The sequence below is a fragment of the Synechococcus sp. WH 8016 genome (assembly GCF_000230675.1).
GTDB lineage: Bacteria > Cyanobacteriota > Cyanobacteriia > PCC-6307 > Cyanobiaceae > Synechococcus_C.
In genome coordinates this window covers 128,465-150,136 of sequence record NZ_AGIK01000003.1, presented here as the reverse complement: position 1 = coordinate 150,136, position 21,672 = coordinate 128,465, and the positions used below count along the sequence as shown (strand labels likewise).

The following is a 21,672-nucleotide window of genomic DNA, read 5'->3' as shown; positions in this document are numbered from 1 at the left end:
CCAATTGGCCTGATATGCAGGGTATAGCGATGCAGCAAGTTTGTTGTTCTAACGGTGATTGGTGGTGCATGCAATTTCCTGGCTTGTGTAGACGAGCCGACAGACTTTGATACATGTCTGACCAATTTTTAAGAACTTCCCTGAAGCCAAGTGTTTTTGATCTGTCGTTTTCTTGAATCATTCTTGTTGCATGACTTTCCCTCGATTGAGATCCATAATCAGGACGGCCTCAAATGTGGGGAGAGGTTGGATGAAGTTAGTGACGCTATTGATTTCTGTTTTGACTGAGAGGGTGATGGTTTTAAAGTTAGCAGCATTTCGAGTGTGAGTTTACCTTGAATAATCAGAAAGAGGCTAAGCGCGAAGATCCCAATTTCATTTGCAGCCATTAGAGTGTTAAGGATAAGCCGAGTTTGGACGTTGTAAAAATTTGGCCTTTGAAAGATGATGATCGATAGGCTTTGATATCCTGAATAATGCTTAGAAGGTTTGCTCTGATTCTTCTGCTTTAATTATTTTGATATTGCTGATCGCTGCAATCGTGGCGCCAATTGGATTCTCGAATTCGCTTTCACAACGGCTGCATTAATCTCTGAAGTTGTCACAAACAGTCCAATCGAAGGGCAATAAGAAAATGTGGATCACATTGCGTCAATAGGTCAAGAATTTTAAGTTTCCAGTGAATAATATTGCTTGTTTCCCAATATCGCCATAGCTGTTCATTTTCTATCCAACTCATCTCCTTGATTAGGACCCTTTGCTTTAGCACGGTGAGGCGCTGTATTAATCGTCCTTTTGATCCGTTGTGCTGAAGGCCAATTCTCCTTCCACCACTAGCAAATGTGCTCGTTGATGACTCCTTCTTGGATCATAAATGTGCCGACTTTCTCGCTACGGGTGTCCCTCCATCGAAGAGCAAAGTCATTTAGTCAGGCCTTAGTCTTTTGAGAAGTTCAAGTATTGAGGACTATTATATTGATAATAAGTAAGCGGTATGTGTGGGGTAATATGCGACGTTGTTGAAGAGTTTGCTAGGTTTCATGATGAGCAGACGATTGTTTGATTTCTTGTGTTGTATTGATGCCAATTTTTAGCACAGCCTGATATTATTGGTTTTTTTGTGTATTCTGATCGCTCAACGCTAAGGATCATTCCCCAAGTGTAGATTTTACAGGAAGATCGAGCGCATTTTTCTAAGAAGTTCGTTCATCTTTTTGGTTGTTGTTTTTGGGTTCATGTTTGAAAGAGCCGATCTGCGCTCGTTGATGATGGTGGCGAGTTTCTCTACGGTCTTTGGTTTGTTTTCTAATGTTGGCCTTAAGTCATCTTGTTCAATTTCTAATAAAATACATTCGCATAGGGCTTTGACGGTTGCGCTTCTTGGCTCTTCATTGAAGACGCTCATTTCGCCAAAGAATGCTGGCTCACTTAATTGTGTGATTTCTTGTTGCTCTCCATCTTTCCCTTTTTTTAGGATGGCAACCGTTCCTCGAACAATTTGGTAAAGAGTATGCCCAGTCTCGTCCTCCGAGACAATGTGTTCGTTTTTGCTGAATCGTATTAATCTTGAAAGCTCGGCAATGCTGCTGATTTCATTGTCGTCCAGCTCTTGAAATAATGGATTCAGCGATATGACCTTAATTTTGGTTTCGAGGCTTTGTTCAAGGATGACCTCAGGTTCTGACGGGCCATGCCGTTTTTTGAATTCCTGCACGCTGTAGGGAATCCGCTGCCCAATGCGTTCAAGGGCATACCATAGTTGCCCAAGTAATTCTCCTCTGACTTCGTCATAGCCAACATCTGATGGATCTTTTTGCCAAACCTCTAGCTCGTAGGTAACAGCGTGATTGTTGTAGGAATAAACGATGGCTTGGGGGGGAGGATTGTCGAGGACTAGATTGCAATTAATCGCAATTTTTGTGAGAAGTTCTGTGGCTTCATTGGGCGGAAATTCTCGGTCAAGGTCAATATAAATTTCCCTGCATGCCGGTCCAGCGGGTGGAAGTTTTCGCATTTTATGCTGCCAAACTAAATTGTTGGGTAGTGTGATTAGTCCGCCATATTCGTCTCGCATGTGTGTGCTTAGTAGTGTTAATGCTTCGACCCAGCCATTGCATGTGTCGCTGGCCTCTAGATAGTCCCCCTCTGAAAAGGGGCACTCAATACGCAGCATGATTCCCGCGAATAAATCTTTCAATGCCTCCTGGGCGGCTAAGCCGATGACGGCGGTTAGAACAGCCGATGTGGTGACTAATCCCACGACATTGATATTCGCGGCCCTGTCTAAGATGATGAGTGTGATAACAGCTCCAGCTGTTAATTTAAAGAGGTCTGTTAGTATTTTTGCTGGCTTTGGCCACCATCTTATTTTGCTTGGAAGGTCTAGGCCTATCCATACAGTGATTTGCAAATAAGCATAGCTTTGCGTGAGCTCTATGCCTGCATTCTTCCAGTTTGAGTTTACACTTGCTTCTATAGCATTAGGTAGATAGGCATTGATTAATGTGGCTAATAATGCAATCGTTGGTAGTCGTATTGGGACAGGCGGTAGCTTGAATTTCTTCTGAAAATATTTTGCTGTAACAAGGATGGCTCCTAGAGCGACGACTCTTGTCAATGGTTCCATGGTGTGCCTCGATGGGGTGTGTTCATTGTGATGTTGATCAAACCTCTGTCCCCTCAATCAACGTTTGTTTGTTGATCCGCCTGGTCAATTCTCCATTGCCTCTATCCACCACCACTCATGAGCTTTGGGCTGCCTGTTGGAGAGAAGCTGGCAAGAGCTTGTTCTCTTAAGAGATCTCTTCGCTCAGCTTTTGCTATAGCAAAAACCCGTCTGCTCCCATGTTCTCTGTCGCAGGCTATGTCTAGCGACACCATTTGCTTGATTCAGGAATCCTGGTCGGAGTGAAGGGCAGGGCTGACGTGCAGATCAAAGGCCTCTCTGGTGGATGCATTCAGCCTTGTAGATAGGTGCTTTGGCGCAAACTGATTTCCAGGTGATCCATCAAGCGCCTTGCTTCGCTGATGCGTAGCTGTCCGCTGCTGATGGCTTTTTCGCTGGCCATGCGCAACCGTTCCAGGAGCTGATTTGGGTCATGTTCCATCATCGCCAGCACGTCGGCGTTCGTGTCGCCACGAACGACATGGTCCACTTGGTAGTCGCCGCCAGGGGCTAGGCGGATATGAGCGGAATCGGTGCTTCCGAACAAGTTGTGCAGATTGCCCATCACCTCTTGATAGGCGCCACCGAGAAACATCCCGATCAGATAGGGCTCACTTGGCTTGAGGGGATGAAGCTCGAGCAGGGGCTTGTTCTGGCCGTCGTTGATGAATCGGTTCAGCTTGCCATCGGAATCGCAGGTTAAATCGGCGAAATGCCCGAGCCGTGTGGGTTGTTCGTTGAGACGATGCAGCGGCATCAGTGGGAAAAGTTGCTGGATGGCCCAGGTGTCTGGTGCGGAGCGGAAGATCGAAAGATTGGCGTAATAGGTTTCCGCTAAGACCGCTGGAAGGGTTTTGAGGTCGTCGGGCAGTTTTGCTTGATCGGACAGGCGGTCGAGCAAGGCCCTGGCGCATGCCCAGGTGAGTTGTTCCGCCATGCTGCGCTCTTTCAAACTCAAGTAGCCGAGTCGAAAGGCGGCCAAGGCATCCTCTTTGAATTTGAGCGCATCGTTCCAGGCTTCCTGCAGGCGAGATGGGTCTGCAGCGGTGTCGATCGGCAAGGCTTCGATGCCTTGAAAGGTTTCGCGCAGGTTGCGAACGATCAGCGGTTCATCCTGTTCAACCGGCGGTACCGGTTGTTGCAGGCCACCGCTACCGAGAACGTTGAACACCAGCACTGAGAAATGGCTCGCAATCGCTCGACCGCTTTCGCTAACGAGCGTTGGTACCGGAACATTGTTGGGTTCGCACCCCTCTTTCACCGTTGCGACAACGTCGTTGGCGTAGTTCTGCAGGGAATAGTTGGTTGAGGCTGCCGTGGCGGTGCGACTGCCGTCGTAGTCGATCCCAAGACCACCGCCGACATCCAGGTAGCCCATCGGGGCCCCAAGGGCATGAAGCTCCACGTACAGACGAGAGGCCTCCTGCAAGGCATCTTTCACGACGGCGATGTCGTTGATTTGGCTGCCGACATGGAAATGCAGAAGGCGCAGCTCGCTGAGCAGGTTGGCGTCTCGCAGGGCCTCAACGGCGCCGATGATTTCGGGAGCGGGTAGCCCAAATTTCGCCTTGTCCCCCACGGAGCTACCCCAACGCCCTGTGCTTCGGCTGGAGAGACGCGCACGAATGCCAATGAGTGGTGCGGCCCCAAGCTCCTGGCTGGCATCGATGATGCGCTGCACTTCGTCCGGTTGTTCGATCACCACAACGGGCCTTCGGCCAAGCCGTCTGGCCAAGATTGCGGTCTCGATGTAGCGCTGATCTTTGTAGCCGTTGCAGATCAGAAGGGCCTCAGGATCATCCATCAAAGAGAGGGCGATCAGGAGTTCGGCTTTGCTGCCTGCCTCTAGGCCAAAATGCCAACGCCTCCCGCAGGTCACCAGCTCTTCCACCACGTGACGCTGTTGGTTGCACTTCACCGGGAAGACGCCTTGGTAGCGGCCCTCGTAGTCGTAGCGGGTAATCGCTCGTTCAAATGCAGCGTGCAGGCGTTCCAGCCTGTCTTCCAGGATGTCGTCGAAGCGAATCAGGAGGGGCAGGCCCAGGCTGCGGTCCTGCAGACCAGCCACCAGTTCCATCAGATCCAAACTTCCGCCCCGGGCTCCCCGTGGTTGCACGCTCACATGCCCGCGTGGGTTGATCGAGAAGTAAGGATCACCCCAGCGTTCCAGCCCATAAAGCTGGGCGCTATCGCTCCCCGTCCAGGTGATGGAGTCGGCGAGCACCATGGGAACGGACATTGATCAGATGGGGGGAATCTAAGGAGCTTCAACCCCATTGCCAGTTTTGTGCTTGCCAATTAGGGCATCTGGCGTTGACGATGACGACGGTTTTTTCAATTTTATGGCTGCCGAACGCTCTTTTATTGCCATCAAGCCCGACGGCGTTCAACGCGGTCTTGTGGGCGAGATCCTGGGTCGCTTTGAGCGCAAGGGCTTCAAGTTGGTGGGCCTAAAACAGCTCACCCCAAGCCGTGAGCTGGCTGAACAGCACTACGGCGTGCACAAAGAGCGCCCCTTCTTTGCTGGTTTGGTGGACTTCATCACTTCAGGCCCTGTGGTGGCCATGGTGTGGGAGGGCGATGGTGTGATCACCAGCGCGCGCAAAATGATCGGTGCCACGAAGCCTTTGGAGGCTGAGCCCGGCACCATTCGTGGAGATTTGGCCGTCAATATCGGCCGCAATGTGATTCACGGCTCCGATGCAGCAGAAACAGCTCAGTTTGAGATTGGGCTTTGGTTCCAGCCCTCCGAATTGAGCGATTGGACTCCGTCCGATCAAGGCTGGCGCGTCGAAGGCTGATCGCTTTTTCTTTTTATAGGTTGCAACCCTGCTTGCCCTCGGGATGACTTCTCGGGGGCTTTGTTTTGGATCATGTCGTCCCTGAACCGGTCCCAACGGAATGCGTTGAGCAGCTCCTTGGCTTCACAAGTTGTGGCATGACCAGTGATGGCGTCAGCCAACAACTCTGTCGTGATTGCTGCGAGCAATACGCCATTGCGGTGATGGCCGCAGGCCAGCCATAGCCCCTTGATGGGCCCTTCTCCCAGTAGAGGCCCTTCGTCTGGTGTGCAGGGACGAAAGCCCCACCAACGCTCCATCGGTGGCCAGTTCACCGCTTCTGGAAGCAGCGCGGCGATCCCCTGGTTGAGATGTTGCTGCCCTTGAGGCGTTAACCCTTCCTTGAAGCCGGCTTCGGGCTCTGAGGTGGCTCCTACAACCACCAGACCATCCTCGCGTGGGACGAGATAGGTGCCCGGCCCGAAAATGACGTGTTTAAGGGCGCCGCGAGGGGTTTGGAGTGACACCATCTGCCCCTTCACTGGAAAGACCGGCAATTCAGGAAGAAGTTGAGCACTCCATGCCCCGCTGCACAGAACGGCTGTCGTGCATTCCAGAGTTGCCAGCTGACCTTCGGAATCACGGGTTTGCACACCATGGAGGCGACCATCTCGTTGCAGGACGTCGAGAACCTCCACTCCTTCCTGAAAATTCACGCCCCTGTCAACGCAGGCACTCTCTAAGGAGCGCATGAGTTGACGGCGATTGTCAATTTGCCCGTCTTGGTCAAAGAGCAGGCCGGCCTGCCAGGCCGGTGCGATCCCTGGTAGCAGTTGTTCAAGCCGTTCTCGATTCAGGGCTTCGCCAAAGGCGGCCGTCGGATAACAATCTCGTTCTTTTGCATCAAGAAAGGGCACCACAATCCCCGTGGCGCGCAGCCCGCAGGGAAGTCCACTATCGGCTTCAATCTGCGCCACCCAGCGGGGAATGCGCTCCAGGCTCAGCTGGCCAAGTTGCAACAGTTCGCCACGCAATCCTTCGGCATGGGGGGCCAGCATCCCAGCGGCGACAAAACCGGCGGCTTCGTTCCGCCGTCGGCTCAGCACGGTGACGCAACGGCCGCGCCGGGCCAGCTGATGGGCGATGGCGAGGCCCATCAGTCCGCCGCCGAGGATCAGCACTTGCTCATTGCTCATGGTTGATTCGGCAGCTTCACCACGCTGAAGTTCTTTCAACAGGATGGCGTCTCCTCCTCTTCCATAGGATTGGGGTGGTTTGATGATGCTCAAAGCTGATGGCGGCACCTGCAGCAACGGAACTGGCTTGGGAGGCCGTGATCGGTCTTGAGACCCACGTGCAGCTGGGCACCAACAGCAAGATTTTCACGTCTGCTTCCACGGCTTATGGGGATGACCCCAACACCCATATCGATCCCGTGGTATGTGGCTTGCCAGGCACGCTTCCGGTTTTGAATCAAAAGGTGCTCGAGTACGCCGTTAAGGCGGCGATGGCGCTGAATCTCAACATTGCCGAACACAGCAAATTCGATCGCAAGCAATATTTTTATCCAGATCTGCCGAAGAACTACCAGATCTCCCAATTCGATGAGCCGATTGCAGAAGAGGGTTGGATCGAGGTGGAAGTTGCTGAGAAAGGCAAAGACACCTACCTGAAAAAGATCGGGATCGAGCGCCTGCATATGGAGGAGGATGCTGGCAAGTTGGTGCATGCAGGAAGCGATCGCCTGGCGGGCTCGACCCATTCGCTTGTGGACTACAACCGAGCGGGTGTAGCCCTCGCGGAGATTGTGAGCAAGCCCGATTTGCGCAACGGTCGGGAAGCGGCGGAATACGCCTCTGAGATCCGCCGGATCATGCGCTATTTGGGTGTGAGCGATGGAAACATGCAGGAGGGCTCCCTGCGCTGTGACGTCAATATCTCCGTGCGTCGGGGTCCCGATGCTCCCTTTGGCACGAAGGTGGAGATCAAGAACATGAACTCGTTTTCTGCCATTCAGAAGGCTTGCGAATACGAGATTCAGCGGCAGATCAAGGCCTATGAGACTGGCGAGCCGATCGTTCAGGAAACGCGTCTTTGGGATGAGAGCAAACAGCTCACCAAGAGCATGCGAAGCAAGGAGGGAGCAAGCGATTACCGCTATTTCCCCGATCCGGATCTTGGTCCGATTGAGGTGAGCATTGATCAGCGCGAAGCCTGGAGGAGTGAACTGCCTGAGCTGCCATCGGCTAAGCGCCATCGTTACGCCAATGCCCTTGGGCTGTCTCAGTACGACGCGCGCGTGCTGACCGACGAACGTTCGATGGCGCAGTATTTCGAAACCGTTGTAGCCGCCGGCGCAGACGCCAAGTTGTCAGCGAATTGGATTACGGGTGATATTGCCGCTTACGTCAACAGCAATCGCCTGAACTTCGATGCCTTGGCCTTTCGCCCTGAACAGCTCGCCGAGATGGTCAAGCTGATTGATAGCGGCAAGATCAGCGGCAAGATCGCCAAGGAGATTCTCCCCGAGCTTCTTGAGAAGGGTGGTTCTCCTAAAGCGATTGTGGATGAACGTGGACTGGGGATGATCAGCGATCCTGCGGCCATCACTGCGATCGTGGAAGAGCTTCTTGCTGCTCATCCTGATGAGGTGGAGGCATTCCGTGGTGGAAAAAATAAACTACAGGGCTTCTTTGTGGGGCAGCTGATGAAGAAAACTGGCGGTAAAGCTGATCCCAAATTGGCCAATCAGATCCTCAGCATGAAACTCAAGGGATAGCGGCTTCTGATTGGTCGCTCTGCATTAATGAGCGGCCATCGGCTGCGATCAGAATCCGCGTTGTCAGGGCTGGAGGATCTCCGGCCTGTTCCCAGCCGGGTGTACCGCCAGGAATCTTGAATTCAAAGCCTTCTGGACCTGCATGGAGGAGGCAAGGATTGTTAGTCGCACTCCCATACATGCAGGTTCCCGGGCGATAGACCCGAAGGCCCCCGTTACGTCGAGTTGCAGCACCGCGGGCCAGATTCAGGGCACGTCTTGCCGAAAGAGGATTGTCGCGGACAAACAGATTCACGGACTCTGGGTCGGGTGTGATGTCGGCGTAAGGGCTGGGGCCGGTGCTGACCTCTGGATCTGCAGGAGGCGGGTCAAGTTTGGCGCTGCTCTCTTGCTCGGGGGTTGCAACGACGCTTGGGGTTTTCAGTGTGGTGGGCTCGCAGGTCACCTCAGGCGTGCTGAGGTCGACCAGGCTTGCCGCCACCGGACGTCGCGTGCTCCTCTCAAAACATTGATATTCGACTGGGTCGCTCTGTGCAGATTGCGCAGTGAGCAATAGCAGCGTTGTCCATCCCAGTGAGCTAGCCAACCGTTTCATGGCCACCTGGTGCATTAAATCCTTGGACCGTAGTGAGCTATTTGTCGACTGGTCAAGGCGTCTGTTGTGACAGGGTCCGACTGAGGCGTCACGGGTGATGCTCATGCTCAGCCGATCGGTCGGCTTTATCTCTGCACCTCCTGTTGCCTGGGGTTTGCCGCTGCTTCGGTCAATGCGTGGAGTTTGCTTTCCGTTGAAAGAATCGGATCATTCAAGTGGTGGCGTTTCATAAAGCAGCTCACGGACCTGTGACGTCCAGCTCTGCGGAAATCCCCCATTTTTAATGACAGAGTCAGCAAGTTCAATCTTGCGATCTATCGGCCATTGGGCTCTGATCCGTTGCTCGGCCTCCTCAAGAGAGAGCTGATTACGGGTTATTAGTCGTTGTCTTTGCTGGGTTGGCGAGCAGTACACCACCCAGACTTCAGAACAAAGACTCTCCAACCCAGTTTCAAATAGCAGAGGGATCATCAATGCCACGACACTCTCGCCGACATGCGTCTCCAGCTCCTGGTCGAAACGTTGTCGTACCAACGGATGTAGTTGAGCTTCCAGCCAAGTTCGCTCTTGTGGATCACTGAACACAATTGCGCCGAGTGCCGCACGGTCGAGGCCTTCATGGAACTCGCTCTCTACTTTGGCGCCATAGCGCTCCAGCACCGCACGAGTCGCCGTAGTGCCCGGAGCCAACGCTTCATGGGCATAGAGATCTGCATCCAGAACGGCAATGCCCTGTTGTTCTAGAAAATGCCCCACGCTGCTTTTGCCACTGGCAATGCCACCGGTGAGGCCGATGCGCCGTTGCCGTCCTTTCCAGCGTTGTCTTTCACTCAAGGGAAAGGGCTTCATCCCTTGAAAGTATGACCTTGCAGTCTTTTTCAGAGCTGAGCCATGCCTGCTTAAAAAGCGTAGAAAGAGCGCATCGGTTGGCTTTGCACCCTTATCAATGACGCCATCTGTGACCTGGGCTCCAGTTTCTGGAGGAATCACTGCGCCCACTGGCTTCAAGGCAGCGGGCTTAATCGCGGGTCTCAAGCCATCCAGGAAACCTGACCTCTCCCTTTTGCTGGCACCAGAGGCTGCGGTCTGTGCTGGCACCTTCACTACATCCGTCGTCCGCGCCGCTTGCGTGGATCTTTGTGCTGATCGTCTGCAGGTGACGTCTGGCCGCGTGCGTGCCGTGGTGACCAATTCCGGACAGGCCAATGCCTGTACTGGTGACCGGGGTCTGGCCGACAGCCTTCGTATCACGCAAGCAGTGGCCGATCGTTTGGGCTTCTCCCATGACCAGGTCTTGATTTGCTCCACCGGTGTCATCGGTGTGCCGATCGCGATGGAGCCCCTTCTTGCCGCTGTGGATCCTTTGGTGGACGCCTTAGCTCCGGATGGTGGCGCTGCAGCGGCTCAGGCGATCCTCACGACGGATCTGGTGGAGAAGGAGATCGCCTTGGAGGCTCTATTGGGCGGGCGCCGGGTGCGGATTGGCGGGATGGCGAAAGGGTCCGGGATGATTCACCCCAACATGGCCACGATGCTCGGATATCTCAGCTGTGATGTCGCTGTGCCCTGTGACCTGTGGCAGGACATGGTGCGCCGGGCGGTGAATCGTTCGTTTAACTCCATCACCGTGGATGGTGACACCAGCACCAATGACACCTTCTTGGCCTTCGCGGCAGGAGAGCCACTGCCAGAGGATCAACTCGAGGCATTGGAGGAGGGGCTGACCTTGGTAGCCCAGCATCTGGCTCGCTCGATTGCTCGGGATGGTGAGGGCGCCACCTGCTTGACGGAAGTGCAGGTGGAGGGCACCGATTTAGAGACGGAGGCGCGACAGATCGCGCGCACCATTTGTGGCTCGTCGTTGGTCAAAACGGCGGTTCACGGAAGGGATCCCAACTGGGGACGGATCGTGGCGGCAGCGGGTCGTGCGGGTGTGGCGTTTTCAGCCGATGCCGTGGCCCTTTGGATAGGACCGCATCAATTGATGTCAGAGGGACAACCTTTGCCATTCGACCGGGCAGCAGCGTCTGCCTATCTCAGTGAACGCGCTTGTGGCCGTTATCTCGTCGATGACACGGTGCAGATTCGCCTGTCTCTTGGTGATGGCACTGGTCAGGGAATCGCTTGGGGATGCGACCTTTCCGATCAGTACGTTCGCATTAATGCCGATTATACTACGTAAGCTAAGAGCCTAGTGGCCGCGGCCTTGGTTGAGGTTCTGTTTTCAGGGGTAACACCTCGGTAACACCCTTCAACAACGTAACTGTTGTCTATTTCAGTCTATCGAAAGCAATACAAGGTGCAGTGATATTGGCTCTACCTCTACAGATAAAGAGCCAATAATTCACTAAGAGTGTTCACTGTGATACAAATGCTGTCAAGAAAGTGCATCTCTACTGTGAAGAAGTCCAGCAAAGCAATGCTTGGCGGACATAATGTCGCCTTAATTAAGGCCACTCTGTCTATTTGAGCTTCTACAGCTACTCGTATGGGGGATATTGTATGCAGAAAGATATATGTAAGCCGCCTCAGAAATTTCTGTCACTTTTTGGGTGCTCGTCATTGCGCCCTGAGTGCTCCTGAGAAGCGTTTAAACCTTTATTGAGAGGAACACCTGTTGAAACGCCTTAAGCGGCTCTGAGAAGCATCTGGGGGTGCTGCAGAGGTGCTAGTCGCTTGCGTTTCTAGTTCGTAAGTCGCAGCTTTAATTTATTGATAAATATAAGACTGTCATTCTAAAACTTGATTCATTGAAGCTAAATGATTTGATTGTATGCCTGAGGCAAGCGCCTCAAGGCGTTCAAGGCGTAAAATCAATGATTTTTTCTCCTTCTCAAGTGCCTTAACTCGCGATTTAAGGTTGCTATCTGAAGAAGATTGGATGTTTCCAAAACTAATAACAAAACCTGCTCTGCCAGCATAATTTGAGAGTTCACTATTTCCATAATCTGAAGAACCGCCGAATACATATGAGCCTCCAACGTTGAAAGAAACGCGTTCAGATGTTTTGATAGCACAACCAAGACTCATTGCATAACGATTGCTATAACCACCACTTCCTACCCCACAAGAAATTGGAGAATTATTGGCGATAGTTGGTAAGGCAGTCATCGCAGTAGAAAGTGCGGTAGCTCCGGCGACACCAAAACCCAGATCATTAATATTGCGTCTGTTCTGGTTAATCGCAGAAGTATTGGAGCTAATGGCAGATCGATTATCATTTATTTGTCCTTGGACGCTTAATCCATTGATCTGAAGATCTGAACCATTGGTAAAGTTTATAGGGATGCTTGCACCGGTTGAATCAGTTGCCCACAAGCTCTGCTTGCCGTTGACTTCAACAGTTTTTAAAGAGTTTTCACCAATAGAAACAACTCCATTCTCATCACGACTTATTAGGTTTTTCCCTCTAACTGATATGCCGTCGGCTTTAATCTGAGCCGCATCGGGATTATTAACAAGTCCATTTAAGGCAACTACTGCTTGCCGATTAGTTGAGATATCAGTCTTGTTAGTTGAGATATCAGCAGTGTTGGTTGAGATATCAGCAGTGTTGGTTGAGATATCAGCAGTGTTGGTTGAGATATCAGCAGTGTTGGTTGAGATATCAGCAGTGTTGGTTGAGATATCAGCAGTGTTGGTTGAGATATCAGCAGTGTTGGTTGAGATATCAGCATACTTTGACTTATTGTTTTGACAAAACTTGTCCTAACAGGATCTACTTCTGTAGCTTGACTAGACCATGAATCTAGTTCAACATCGTAAACATGCCAGCTATCAGTAAAATAGTCATAGTTATTTACTGTGTTTGAAGTTGGGTCAAAGAATGTGGAGACTTGTTCTCTTATTTCAATTCCAGCAGAAGATGGAGGAGAAAGTTCCGTCCAAACATTAGATCCACTTGAAAAGTCGACGCTGTATAGCTTAGCTTGAGTCCCTGTTCCTGCAAATATATACTGGACGTCTGCCTTCGCGATAGTGCTTAGGCTTGAAAAAGCAATTGACAAACTAGTAAGACGAGCAATCACCCTAAGCATTTTTGCTTAATGTTCTGTTAGGCCTCTAATCTTAGCAGTGAAATGGTATTCAAGAGCTTTATGCATTTCATGCATTGAAGTGCCTTATGTATTGCTGCATATATGCATTTGATGTAAACTGGCTAAATATATCCTATGCCGTTGGAACCCATAAGTAGCAACAGTATCTACTTCCTCTTTGGTTGGATTATCTCCAAGCGCAGCATGAAGAATCAGGTATTCATGATCGACTCGTTTTGTCCCAATGAATGTGTACGTATGTCGCTTGATTGAAGGTGCAGACATCTCGCCTTCATAATAACGGAATCTACAAGGCAAACTAATAGCCTGACAATCCTATAGTTAATGCGTTTTAAGATAAGTCAATGCAAATAGTCGATAAATACAAGACAGCAACCTGTCAATACAAAAAATATCGACAAAAGCCGCCAAGACGATACCTAGCGGGGGTTACTCAAGCCAGCATGTATAAGTATGCGTCTTCAGAAATATAAATTATTTTTTTGAATTTCCTAGACATATCATCTGCATCATTATAAGATCATCAACATCTTAAAAAAGATCCTAGAGATGAGAAATTTGATAATTCCGTTTCTCCTTGCGGTTCCATTGCCAGCCTTTGCTGAGGTTGATCCCAAGATTCATAAGCTTTGCATTGAGGCAAAGGATTACTCGGGATGTGTTAGATCCATGAAAGGTGAGACATCAACAGAGACAACCGTTAATCAAATACAAAGACAAGGCGCAAACCTTACTGAAGGTAATAGCTGTCCAGCTGGGCTTTGGTATTCAGGAGGTGGTTACTGCCAAAGAGTAATTTGCATAAAGTCTGGATTATTTGGTTATGGGAATGATCCACAGCTGGCGGGCAAAGGAATTAAATGTAGAGGTGGAGCTGAGATTCATTGGGATAAAAATTCTCAACCAGTAAGGGCTTCGTTCGACAAAACATGTCCACCTGGAGATCTTGCAATTGGTTTTCAGAACACTTGCGCTCAAGGCATGGCAAGAGGTTATGCGACTTTCTATAGTTCAGGGTATAGAAGCGATCAAAATAATATAGTAAACAAAGTATTTGGAGATCCTGCAAAAGGAAAACTTCAAGCGGGAGACAAAGTTATAACTATAAATGGCGTAAAAAATAAAGAATACGTTAACGACGCGCAAAACCCAACCAGTATTCAAATACTAATTGAGCGCCAAGGTGAACAGCTTGAATTCACATGGACAACAAAACTTCAGCGTGTAGAATTACCGAAAGCCAAGAATCTCTGATTATTCAGAATATAGATTCGGAAAGTTCTTCCTATGCTGAGCTAACCCATAAGCAACAACAGCATCTACTTCTTCTTTAGTTGGATTGTCTCCCAGCGCAGCTCGTCGAATCTTGTATTCACGATTGGGATCAACCTCTGATCGTGAATGTGTTTTAGATGCTCCGCTGAGATGGCTCTGTGACGAGCCTAAATTGACTTTACTGCTTCTATGCGGATATGGGCTTGGAGCTGCTGTAGAGGCATACAAAGCACGCTCAGGGAGCACAGGAGCTAGCGGTGCTTCACCTTCAATAATTGGCAATTGAGCTTCATTTAATTTCTGTTGATAAAGACGCTCATTCAATGCATCTCTTAATTCAATCTCTTTCTTCATCGTTTGGATACGACGTAGCTCTTCAGCAGATGGGATGTCTTTGCCTAAGACAGCACCAATCATTGGATGTATTACATAGTCGCTGATTGCATCTGCAGCTGGTTCAACAAGCAGTTCAGCAGCGACACCAGCAACTGCTGTTAGCAAGTTTCCTCGCATTGCTGGTTGAAAACGAACTCCTCCACCTTTAAAGACAAGATTTGATGTTGGTACAGAAGGAGCAGCATACCTTCCTTCTAGTTTTACCTGAGGCACAGTACGATTGCCAAACGCTTGCTGTTGAGCATCTCTAACCATTGATTGCTGACGTCCAGCAGCTTGACGCAGCAGGTTCTTATCTGTACTAGGTGTTGGTTTATCAATGAACCTTGTATTGGGGTTTGCATTCTCCCTTAGTTGTCTTGCTGTCTCTCTACCAAAGTCAGTAGATAGTTGAGAGCCAGAAGGTTGTTGGATTGGTCCTTGGATTAGTTCTTGTTGTGTCGCTGAAGCAGCAGAAGTTGAAGGACGCATTCCTCTGCGCCTTTGGTATTTATTTTTATGCATTTGGTTAAGTGGTTATTTCTAGAAACGCGCTCTTATGTTCAACACCATTCAGAATGCGCTGTTCTGATGGCAATGACTGAAGATGGAATCAAACCATCGAGACGAACAAACACCACCTAAACTTGTCGTCTGTATCACCTCAGTCGAGTGCTGGTGAAATGCCAGCGATAAAGTCAGTCATCCCATCCATGAGCGGGATGAACTGCTGGTTCAAGGATATGGAAAGACAAGAAACAATTACCTAGCTCTTGTATCTGTATATGTCCAACAACCTGGACAAACTTGCCAATCAACTGATCATCATAGGCGAGCAATGAGAACTCGCCTTCCAATCTTGGACTGTGTAGTGACTCGAATTTGAGACAATCACCATCGAATGCTCTATCTTTAAGAGCAGGATGGGTATCGTGATTTGAGTCGCGTGAGGAATGGAAAGGTTGTTGCTTCTCATACTCTCGCTTTAACTCCTCTATGCGATATTCTAAGTCGTAGAAGTGAGTGCAATCAGAAGGACATAAATATAATTCATATCGCTTGATTTCGTAGGAATGTTTAGCGTATGGCTCAAGAACATGAGCGTCAGTCACATATCCTTGAGTACGAACTAAGGTATTCATATTGAGGTGGTAGGTATTTGTTTAAACCGCTTGCCTCTCGTGACTAAGCAATTTGTAATTCAAGGATGGATGAAGCATATCTTCTGGCATATCAGCACCATGAAAATTCCTAAAGGCAAAAACGCCAAGAACATAGAGTTCATTCCTTAGAAAACGTTCCTTCACACCATGATGCTCCATCTTGGCGATGGCACGACACTTGCTATTAATCCAGTTGTAGTCTTTCAGAGTTAAACCCTTTGTTGTTGCCATAGATAAATACTTAGATTGAATAATTGGTTATAAGGATTCATAGACAGTTGAATCAGGATGAATCGTATGTCTATTGACATCTAATTCATCAGTATTCAGTCTCGGTTGAATCCTCTTGTTAGTAGTTAGTAGATTAATTCCACATTCCAATCGCTACGCTCTTGGTGTGTCATTAACTTCTCGCTACGCTCGAAGACAAAGACTGTTTGTCTTTTAGGAGTTTTTCTCCCCTAATTAATGGACATCGAGCGTACATGCGAATCAAATACTCGACTACCACTAGGTTTAACCTGTGGTTTGGTGTCGATTGTGTCAGGCGACTTTATTCCTCTAATTCGTCAGCAGATGACTGGAGTTTTCCGAATAGTTCATCATTCAGTTTTATGCGTTCATCCATATCCCGTTTGAGTTTGGCAAACTTCTTATCCATCAACTCACAATACTCGTCAAATTCTGCTCCATCCCAATGTTCAACTGGAATACCTTTAACATGGATTAAATCCCAACCCACATCCATGAATTTGGATGGTTGTTCATATGGTTTGTAGTAGCCCGTTGTCTTTTCTTCTTTAGGAACTTCCTGATTTCTCAGATACTCTTCTCTAGCAAGTTTGCTTGTCTCTCTTTGCTCCTTAGTAAGCGGTTTGTAGTTAAGACACAATGAATGGAATATCTGACTCATTGAGCGTTCTGTCGCTGTGCTGTGGCAATGAATCTTGTTCCAGGCTGTGCTTGTGACATCAATAGTCACTCGCTTGTCTGCTTTGCTACTGCGATAGTGAATCCTTTTGATGACAGGTTCAAGGTATAGAACGTTCCACTCATATCGATTAATTGCCTCTGGATTTCGAAGAGATGCATAACCAGAGGATTGAATACCAGGTAAACCTTTGAGAATCATCCGACTTGCCATTTCCCATTTAAATACTCCTATATTGTCTGCCATCTGTTGCAAACGCTCTGACGCTTCATTAGAGATATAGAAAGTGATTTGCTTCCTCGTAACTCTTACTCCATCAAAATTTCCTTCTTTGGGTACACGTCGGAAGTCTTTATTACCGTCTTTTCTACGTTTTCGGTTGTACCTTTGGTCTTTGGTTAGTTTTCTTGGCATAGATATGGGTAGTGAATGTGAATAGCTGACGCCTGTAAGCGCCTACAGTGCGCGTTGAAGGCGTTGTAGGTGTATTTCTCTAACAAGCGTCTAATCGCTGCCTGAGAGGCATACAGAGTGCATAGAGAGGTTGTGGTTATTTGTTTACCTGCTTTGCAGAAGAGCGGCGACGGTTAGTTGCGATAGTTGTTACTTTTCCTTTGTGGGTATTTGGAAGTTCTTCAATCCAATCCAGATGTTCTTCCGCTTTGCCTAGTGATTTTCTTCCTTTTCCAAGTATCTCAGTTTGCTCTGCAGCGCGGTAATGGAAGTAATGCTCTTCGATGTATTTCATACTTGTATCGCAGTTGGCAGCAATCACAGGAACTGGTGTTCCCGCATTCAGTCGTAAAGTGATATGTGTGTGGCGGAAACTATACCAAGTTATGTTCTTGCCACTATGTACATCGATTTTCCGACAGTTGTTGCTGTCATCCTTACTCCAGTCTGCAAGACGTGCTTCTACTAAAGCCTCTGAGATGGAATCTTTCCACAAACGCTCGCTCATCTGTATTCCTCTTGATTGATTGAGGAAGATGAAGTCGTTTGGTTTGGTGTATGTGCTTATCTTTCTCAGTCTTTCCAAGTGCTTTGCTATTGGTGCGTTGCAACGATAACTTCTTCCAGTTTTTGTGTTTTCTGCGGGAACGTCAATGAGCACCCAAGTCTTACGTTCAGCAACTGGAATTGTCGTGTTCTCTGATATGTGCCGCCACTGCATTTTCCTTAGTGAACCTGGACGAATCCCGCTATCCATTGATATTCTCATCGCAAGATAAAGCATTTCGCGGTGTATGAGTTGAGTCCTTCCTCTTTCGCTACCTATTTGTATGTTTGTCTCTGTCTTCCATTTGCCTTGAGAGTTTTTCTCCATCTCATAGTCGTCATTCAGGATTCTTGTCTTTCCCTTAATCCAATAGAGACGACAGCATCTTTCTAGTTCTAACCATTCGTTCTCGGTTAAATCATCTCTTCTGTGCTTCTTGTCTTTTGGAAGTTTGATACTTGGCAGTTCTGGGATTGAATCTCTTTTGATAAATCCTTCTGCCACTGCAACTTCGTTGAATGCTCGTCGCAGTGTTGATATTTCTTGGTTGATGGTTGTGTTTTGTGGAGTATCTTTACCATATTGAATGGCACGTTCTTTTCTCCATACCTCATAGTTGAGAAACGTGTTCCGCCTTATCTTGTGTATCTCTTTTCGAGTATCTCCAACAAATTCGCTCATCCATCGTAATTGAGTTTTAAGTAGCCGGAATCGTGCTTCTGATATTCCTGTATGTGGTGTTCTACTTATTTTCTTGTGCTCTTTTGCTAAGAACTTGTCAACCATATCGCCAAATTTTAGTCCTCTAACTGATTCTCCTCTTTCGGATTTTCCTTTTAATTCAATAAACTTCTCGACGCCTAGCATCCATGCCTTCTCTGATCCTGCTGGAGTTGGCTCGGGAATGTCATCGCTTTGAGTTTTTAAGGCAAAACGATGTCTCTTTCCTGACTCTTTATCGTAGAAATAGAGATACCAACGTCCGCCTTTGTCCGCTCGGCGATATACATAAGCATTTTTGTCTGTTGGTATGCCTCTCTTGTCGAGGATGTTCCCGTCAGGCATCTCTAAAAATGCCGAATTGGGTAACGGATGGGTAACACCAACGTCGTCACGACTGGGATTTGCTCGATGTAAGTCAAGGGTAACACCTGGGTAACAGCTCTGCAATTCACCCAGAAGCGTTGGCATGACTGAAATCAAGAGGTTACGTTCGCATTAATGCCGACTACACCACCTGAGGTCTGGACATCGCTGCGAGGATGGTGGAGCTGAGGAGGACCTACAGATGCCCGCTGAGACCAAAGTTCCCACGGCGAAGTCCAAGCGTCAGGCCCGCCCGCGCTTCTGGGTCGGCCCTCTGGTTGCAGGGGCGTGCTTCGCGCTTGGTTACGGCATCACCCAGCGCTTTGTCTTGATCCGATCTGGATTGCAGGCATCGGAACCGCAGTCTTTTAAAGCACGGGCATTTCCAGGGGAAAGCCTGGAGGTGCTTCGGCTGCGCCATGGAGAGTCCGGCACTCTTCAGGCTGATGTTGCAGCCAAAGACAAGATCGATGCGAAAGCCTCCAAAAAGGCCGATGAGCTGAAAAAGGTCAAGCTCGCTAAGGAATTGGAGCAGCGCAAAGCCAAAGAGGAGGCTGAGCGCATCGCTGCGGCAGCGATTGAGCGTGAGCGCAGTCAGCAAGCTGTGGTGAACACGCCCCGTCCCGTTGATGACATCCCAACCCTGAACGAAACGACTCCCTTTGAGATCGAAGCTTCCACCGAGTTGCTGGACCCAGAGCTGCCTTTGGATGCGCCCAACGCGTTTCCGACCGAGCTCCCCGCGTTGGCCGAACCGGCTCCCGCCGCAGAGCTGGAACCCCCAGTGGTGGTTGAGTCGGTCGTTGTCGAACCCGAACCAGCTGAGCCTGAGTTTTTCGTGACGCCAGTGGAGGCGCCTCCCGCTCCTTGAGCGAACATCGCTGATCGAGGCCTGAATCTGCCACAGTTCCAAGGTTGAGACGAAAGGCCATGACCTCCCGAGATGCTCTGCTCAGAGCGGCGATGCATCGTGTGCTCGCTCGGATGGGTCACGGCGTGGCCGATGCCGCGGCTGGATTCGCGGTTTTGGTGCAAGACGCACCCGATCGCGTTCGCCAGGAATGGGACTTGTTTCAGGAGGAAGTGAAGGCGGAAGCCGAGAGGCTTGAGCGAGAAGGAGATGGACGGGGCGTCGAGGCGGAGTCCTCGCCGGCTGCATCCGCGGAAGAGGAGAGCTTGCAGACCAAGATTGATCAGCTGCGAGCTCGGGTCGCTGAACTGGGGATTCGCATGGAGGAGCGGTCGTGATCCTGATCAGTCGCTTGAAGGCCCTGCTGCGTAGAGCGTTCCGCGGACTGCGTATTTGGCGAGCTGTTCTCACTCTCCTGTTGTTCCTCTGGTGGGATGCCAGGGCTTTTAGCTACCCGGGTGGTCCCACTCCGGAGCGTCGCGCAGCTCGCCAGCAATTGCGTGCAAGGTGGCTGACGCAGGAGCTTCTTCACCTTGGATCGGCGTTTATCAAGCTCGGTCAGTTGTTGTCAGCTCGGCCGGATGTGTTGCCAGCCGGCTGGGTCTCTGAATTAGCGGCACTGCAGGACCGTGTTCCCTCCTTTTCCTTTGACCGTGCCCAGACCGTTCTTGAGGAAGAGCTTGGTGCCCGTTGCGCAGAAATCATTGATTTAGATGAGCAGCCGATCGCGGCGGCTTCCTTAGCCCAGGTGCATCGGGCGAGTCTTCGCAGTGGTCGCCAGGTGGTGCTGAAGATTCAGCGCCCCGGATTGGAACGGCTTTTTCGCCTGGATCTCGAGGTGATGCAGCAGGTGGCTGCTGTGCTTCAGCGTCATCCCCAATGGGGACGAGGGCGCGACTGGGTGGCGATGGCGCAGGAATGTCGGCGTGTGTTGCTCCGAGAGCTTGATTTCCGTCTTGAAGCTCAGCATGCCGCACGGTTTCGTCAGCAGTTTCTCGATGATCCGAACATCCGAGTGCCTGGGGTGGTTTGGGAGCTCAGCACCAGGCGCGTGCTGTGTCTCGACTACTTACCAGGGATCAAAATCAACGATCGTGCGGCCCTTTTAGAAGCTGGCATTGATCCCTCAAAGGTGGCGGAAATCGGCTCAGCGAGCTACCTGCAGCAGCTGGTGCGCTACGGGTTCTTCCATGCCGATCCCCATCCCGGGAATTTGGCGGTGGCGGCCGATGGAGCGCTGATCTACTACGACTTCGGGATGATGGGGCAACTTTCCGAACGCCTACGCAGGCGGTTGGGGGGGATGGTGAGAGCTGCTGCGGCAAGGGATGCGGCGTCCCTTGTGGATGAGATGCAAGCGGCTGGTGTCATCGCCACGGGTGTTGATGTGGGTCCTGTTCGGCGTTTGGTGCGTTTGATGCTGAAGGAGGCGCTCACGCCGCCATTCAGTAGCTCCGTGATTGAAAAACTATCGGGCGACCTTTACGAACTGGTGTACGGGCAGCCGTTTCGCTTGCCAGTGGAGCTGATTTTTGTGATGCGTGCCCTCTCCACCTTTGAAGGGGTCGGCAAAAGTCTTGATCCCGGCTTTAGCCTTGTAGCGATTGCCAAGCCCTATCTGCTGCCGCTCATGACTTCCAGTGGATCTGGCTCCAACGATCTTTTGAATGAATTTGGCCGTCAGGTCGGCGCTCTGAGTTCAAGAGCGGTGGGTCTTCCCCGTCGGTTGGATGAAAGCCTGGAGCGCCTGGAACAAGGGGATCTGCAACTCCAGATCCGCATGGGTGAGTCAGACCGTCAGTTCCGACGAATGGTGGCGGCTCAGCATTCGATTGGACAATCGGTCTTGCTTGGTGGCCTTGCTGTTGCAGCCGCTTTGATGGGTGCCAGCTCTCGGCCCCTTTGGGCATTGCTCCCTTTAGGCGCGGCCCTTCCGGTTGGGATGGGTTGGTTAAAGCTGCAAATGAAACTGCGCCGGGATGGACGGATTGAGAATTTGTCAGGAACGGAACGTTCGTCCTGATGGGCACTCTTTCCTTTTAAGAGTAAATGCGT

General features: G+C 50.2%; 17 protein-coding genes. 7 read left to right on the top strand and 10 right to left on the bottom strand.

Features of this window, described 5'->3' with window-relative positions; translation table 11 throughout:
* Positions 1-1,168: 1,168 nt before the first annotated feature.
* Together SYN8016DRAFT_RS09270 and speA are read right to left on the bottom strand one after the other, a co-directional pair.
* Entirely contained in the window at positions 1,169-2,626 is a 1,458-nt protein-coding gene (locus tag SYN8016DRAFT_RS09270) for a mechanosensitive ion channel family protein (protein WP_006854112.1), read from the bottom strand.
* Positions 2,627-2,957: 331 nt separating this feature from the next.
* The gene (gene speA, locus SYN8016DRAFT_RS09265) at positions 2,958-4,904 is read right to left on the bottom strand and encodes a biosynthetic arginine decarboxylase (protein ID WP_006854111.1); all 1,947 of its coding nucleotides are present in this window, start codon (positions 4,902-4,904) and stop codon (positions 2,958-2,960) included.
* Positions 4,905-5,007: 103 nt separating this feature from the next.
* On the opposite strand from speA, the gene ndk reads away from it, so the two are divergent.
* Positions 5,008-5,466: a nucleoside-diphosphate kinase gene (gene ndk / locus SYN8016DRAFT_RS09260; protein WP_006854110.1), complete on the top strand. Its 459-nt coding sequence runs from the start codon at positions 5,008-5,010 to the stop codon at positions 5,464-5,466.
* On the opposite strand, the gene thiO is transcribed toward ndk, so the two are convergent.
* Positions 5,442-6,641, bottom strand: a complete 1,200-nt coding sequence (gene thiO, locus SYN8016DRAFT_RS09255) for a glycine oxidase ThiO (protein ID WP_006854109.1) — start codon at positions 6,639-6,641, stop codon at positions 5,442-5,444. The two genes, ndk and thiO, sit on opposite strands and share 25 nt — an antisense overlap.
* A 98-nt stretch (positions 6,642-6,739) precedes the next feature.
* Between thiO and gatB the strand changes: the two genes are divergently transcribed.
* A complete protein-coding gene (gatB, locus tag SYN8016DRAFT_RS09250; RefSeq protein ID WP_006854108.1) occupies positions 6,740-8,224 on the top strand; it encodes an Asp-tRNA(Asn)/Glu-tRNA(Gln) amidotransferase subunit GatB in 1,485 nt (494 codons plus the stop codon).
* Here gatB and SYN8016DRAFT_RS09245 read toward each other — a convergent pair.
* Together SYN8016DRAFT_RS09245 and coaE are read right to left on the bottom strand one after the other, a co-directional pair.
* On the bottom strand, positions 8,214-8,705 hold the full coding sequence (locus SYN8016DRAFT_RS09245; protein WP_253909848.1) for a hypothetical protein: 492 nt from the start codon (positions 8,703-8,705) through the stop codon (positions 8,214-8,216). The genes gatB and SYN8016DRAFT_RS09245 overlap by 11 nt on opposite strands.
* A 321-nt stretch (positions 8,706-9,026) precedes the next feature.
* Positions 9,027-9,668, bottom strand: a complete 642-nt coding sequence (gene coaE, locus SYN8016DRAFT_RS15640) for a dephospho-CoA kinase (RefSeq protein WP_006854106.1) — start codon at positions 9,666-9,668, stop codon at positions 9,027-9,029.
* Between the two features lie 97 nt (positions 9,669-9,765).
* Between coaE and argJ the strand changes: the two genes are divergently transcribed.
* Positions 9,766-11,001 (top strand): bifunctional glutamate N-acetyltransferase/amino-acid acetyltransferase ArgJ, encoded by a 1,236-nt coding sequence (gene argJ, locus SYN8016DRAFT_RS09235; RefSeq protein ID WP_006854105.1) that lies wholly within the window; start codon positions 9,766-9,768, stop codon positions 10,999-11,001.
* Between the two features lie 548 nt (positions 11,002-11,549).
* Here argJ and SYN8016DRAFT_RS14550 read toward each other — a convergent pair.
* Together SYN8016DRAFT_RS14550 and SYN8016DRAFT_RS15365 are read right to left on the bottom strand one after the other, a co-directional pair.
* Positions 11,550-12,137, bottom strand: coding sequence for a YadA-like family protein (locus SYN8016DRAFT_RS14550; protein ID WP_071778043.1), 588 nt, complete (start codon positions 12,135-12,137; stop codon positions 11,550-11,552).
* 158 nt (positions 12,138-12,295) lie between these two features.
* The gene (locus SYN8016DRAFT_RS15365) at positions 12,296-12,847 is read right to left on the bottom strand and encodes a hypothetical protein (protein ID WP_159098320.1); all 552 of its coding nucleotides are present in this window, start codon (positions 12,845-12,847) and stop codon (positions 12,296-12,298) included.
* A gap of 699 nt (positions 12,848-13,546) precedes the next feature.
* Between SYN8016DRAFT_RS15365 and SYN8016DRAFT_RS15080 the strand changes: the two genes are divergently transcribed.
* Positions 13,547-14,131 carry a PDZ domain-containing protein gene (locus SYN8016DRAFT_RS15080; protein WP_141561459.1) on the top strand — a complete coding sequence of 195 codons (585 nt, stop codon included), beginning with the start codon at positions 13,547-13,549 and terminating at the stop codon, positions 14,129-14,131.
* Here SYN8016DRAFT_RS15080 and SYN8016DRAFT_RS15075 read toward each other — a convergent pair whose 3' ends face one another.
* The 3 genes from SYN8016DRAFT_RS15075 to SYN8016DRAFT_RS09205 form a co-directional block, all read right to left on the bottom strand.
* Positions 14,132-15,019: a hypothetical protein gene (locus tag SYN8016DRAFT_RS15075; RefSeq protein ID WP_006854100.1), complete on the bottom strand. Its 888-nt coding sequence runs from the start codon at positions 15,017-15,019 to the stop codon at positions 14,132-14,134.
* A 1,224-nt stretch (positions 15,020-16,243) separates the two neighbouring features.
* Positions 16,244-17,035 (bottom strand): hypothetical protein, encoded by a 792-nt coding sequence (locus tag SYN8016DRAFT_RS09210; protein ID WP_006854096.1) that lies wholly within the window; start codon positions 17,033-17,035, stop codon positions 16,244-16,246.
* A 136-nt stretch (positions 17,036-17,171) separates the two neighbouring features.
* Positions 17,172-18,812, bottom strand: a complete 1,641-nt coding sequence (locus SYN8016DRAFT_RS09205) for a hypothetical protein (RefSeq protein WP_006854095.1) — start codon at positions 18,810-18,812, stop codon at positions 17,172-17,174.
* 97 nt (positions 18,813-18,909) lie between these two features.
* Here SYN8016DRAFT_RS09205 and SYN8016DRAFT_RS09200 point away from each other — a divergent pair, with 97 nt between their 5' ends.
* The 3 genes from SYN8016DRAFT_RS09200 to SYN8016DRAFT_RS09190 are packed head-to-tail and all read left to right on the top strand — an operon-like array spanning position 18,910 to position 21,640.
* Positions 18,910-19,578: a hypothetical protein gene (locus tag SYN8016DRAFT_RS09200; RefSeq protein WP_006854094.1), complete on the top strand. Its 669-nt coding sequence runs from the start codon at positions 18,910-18,912 to the stop codon at positions 19,576-19,578.
* 59 nt (positions 19,579-19,637) lie between these two features.
* On the top strand, positions 19,638-19,955 hold the full coding sequence (locus SYN8016DRAFT_RS09195; RefSeq protein ID WP_006854093.1) for a hypothetical protein: 318 nt from the start codon (positions 19,638-19,640) through the stop codon (positions 19,953-19,955).
* Positions 19,952-21,640 carry an AarF/ABC1/UbiB kinase family protein gene (locus SYN8016DRAFT_RS09190; protein WP_006854092.1) on the top strand — a complete coding sequence of 563 codons (1,689 nt, stop codon included), beginning with the start codon at positions 19,952-19,954 and terminating at the stop codon, positions 21,638-21,640. The genes SYN8016DRAFT_RS09195 and SYN8016DRAFT_RS09190 overlap by 4 nt, the downstream gene beginning before the upstream one ends.
* Positions 21,641-21,672 lie beyond the last annotated feature (32 nt).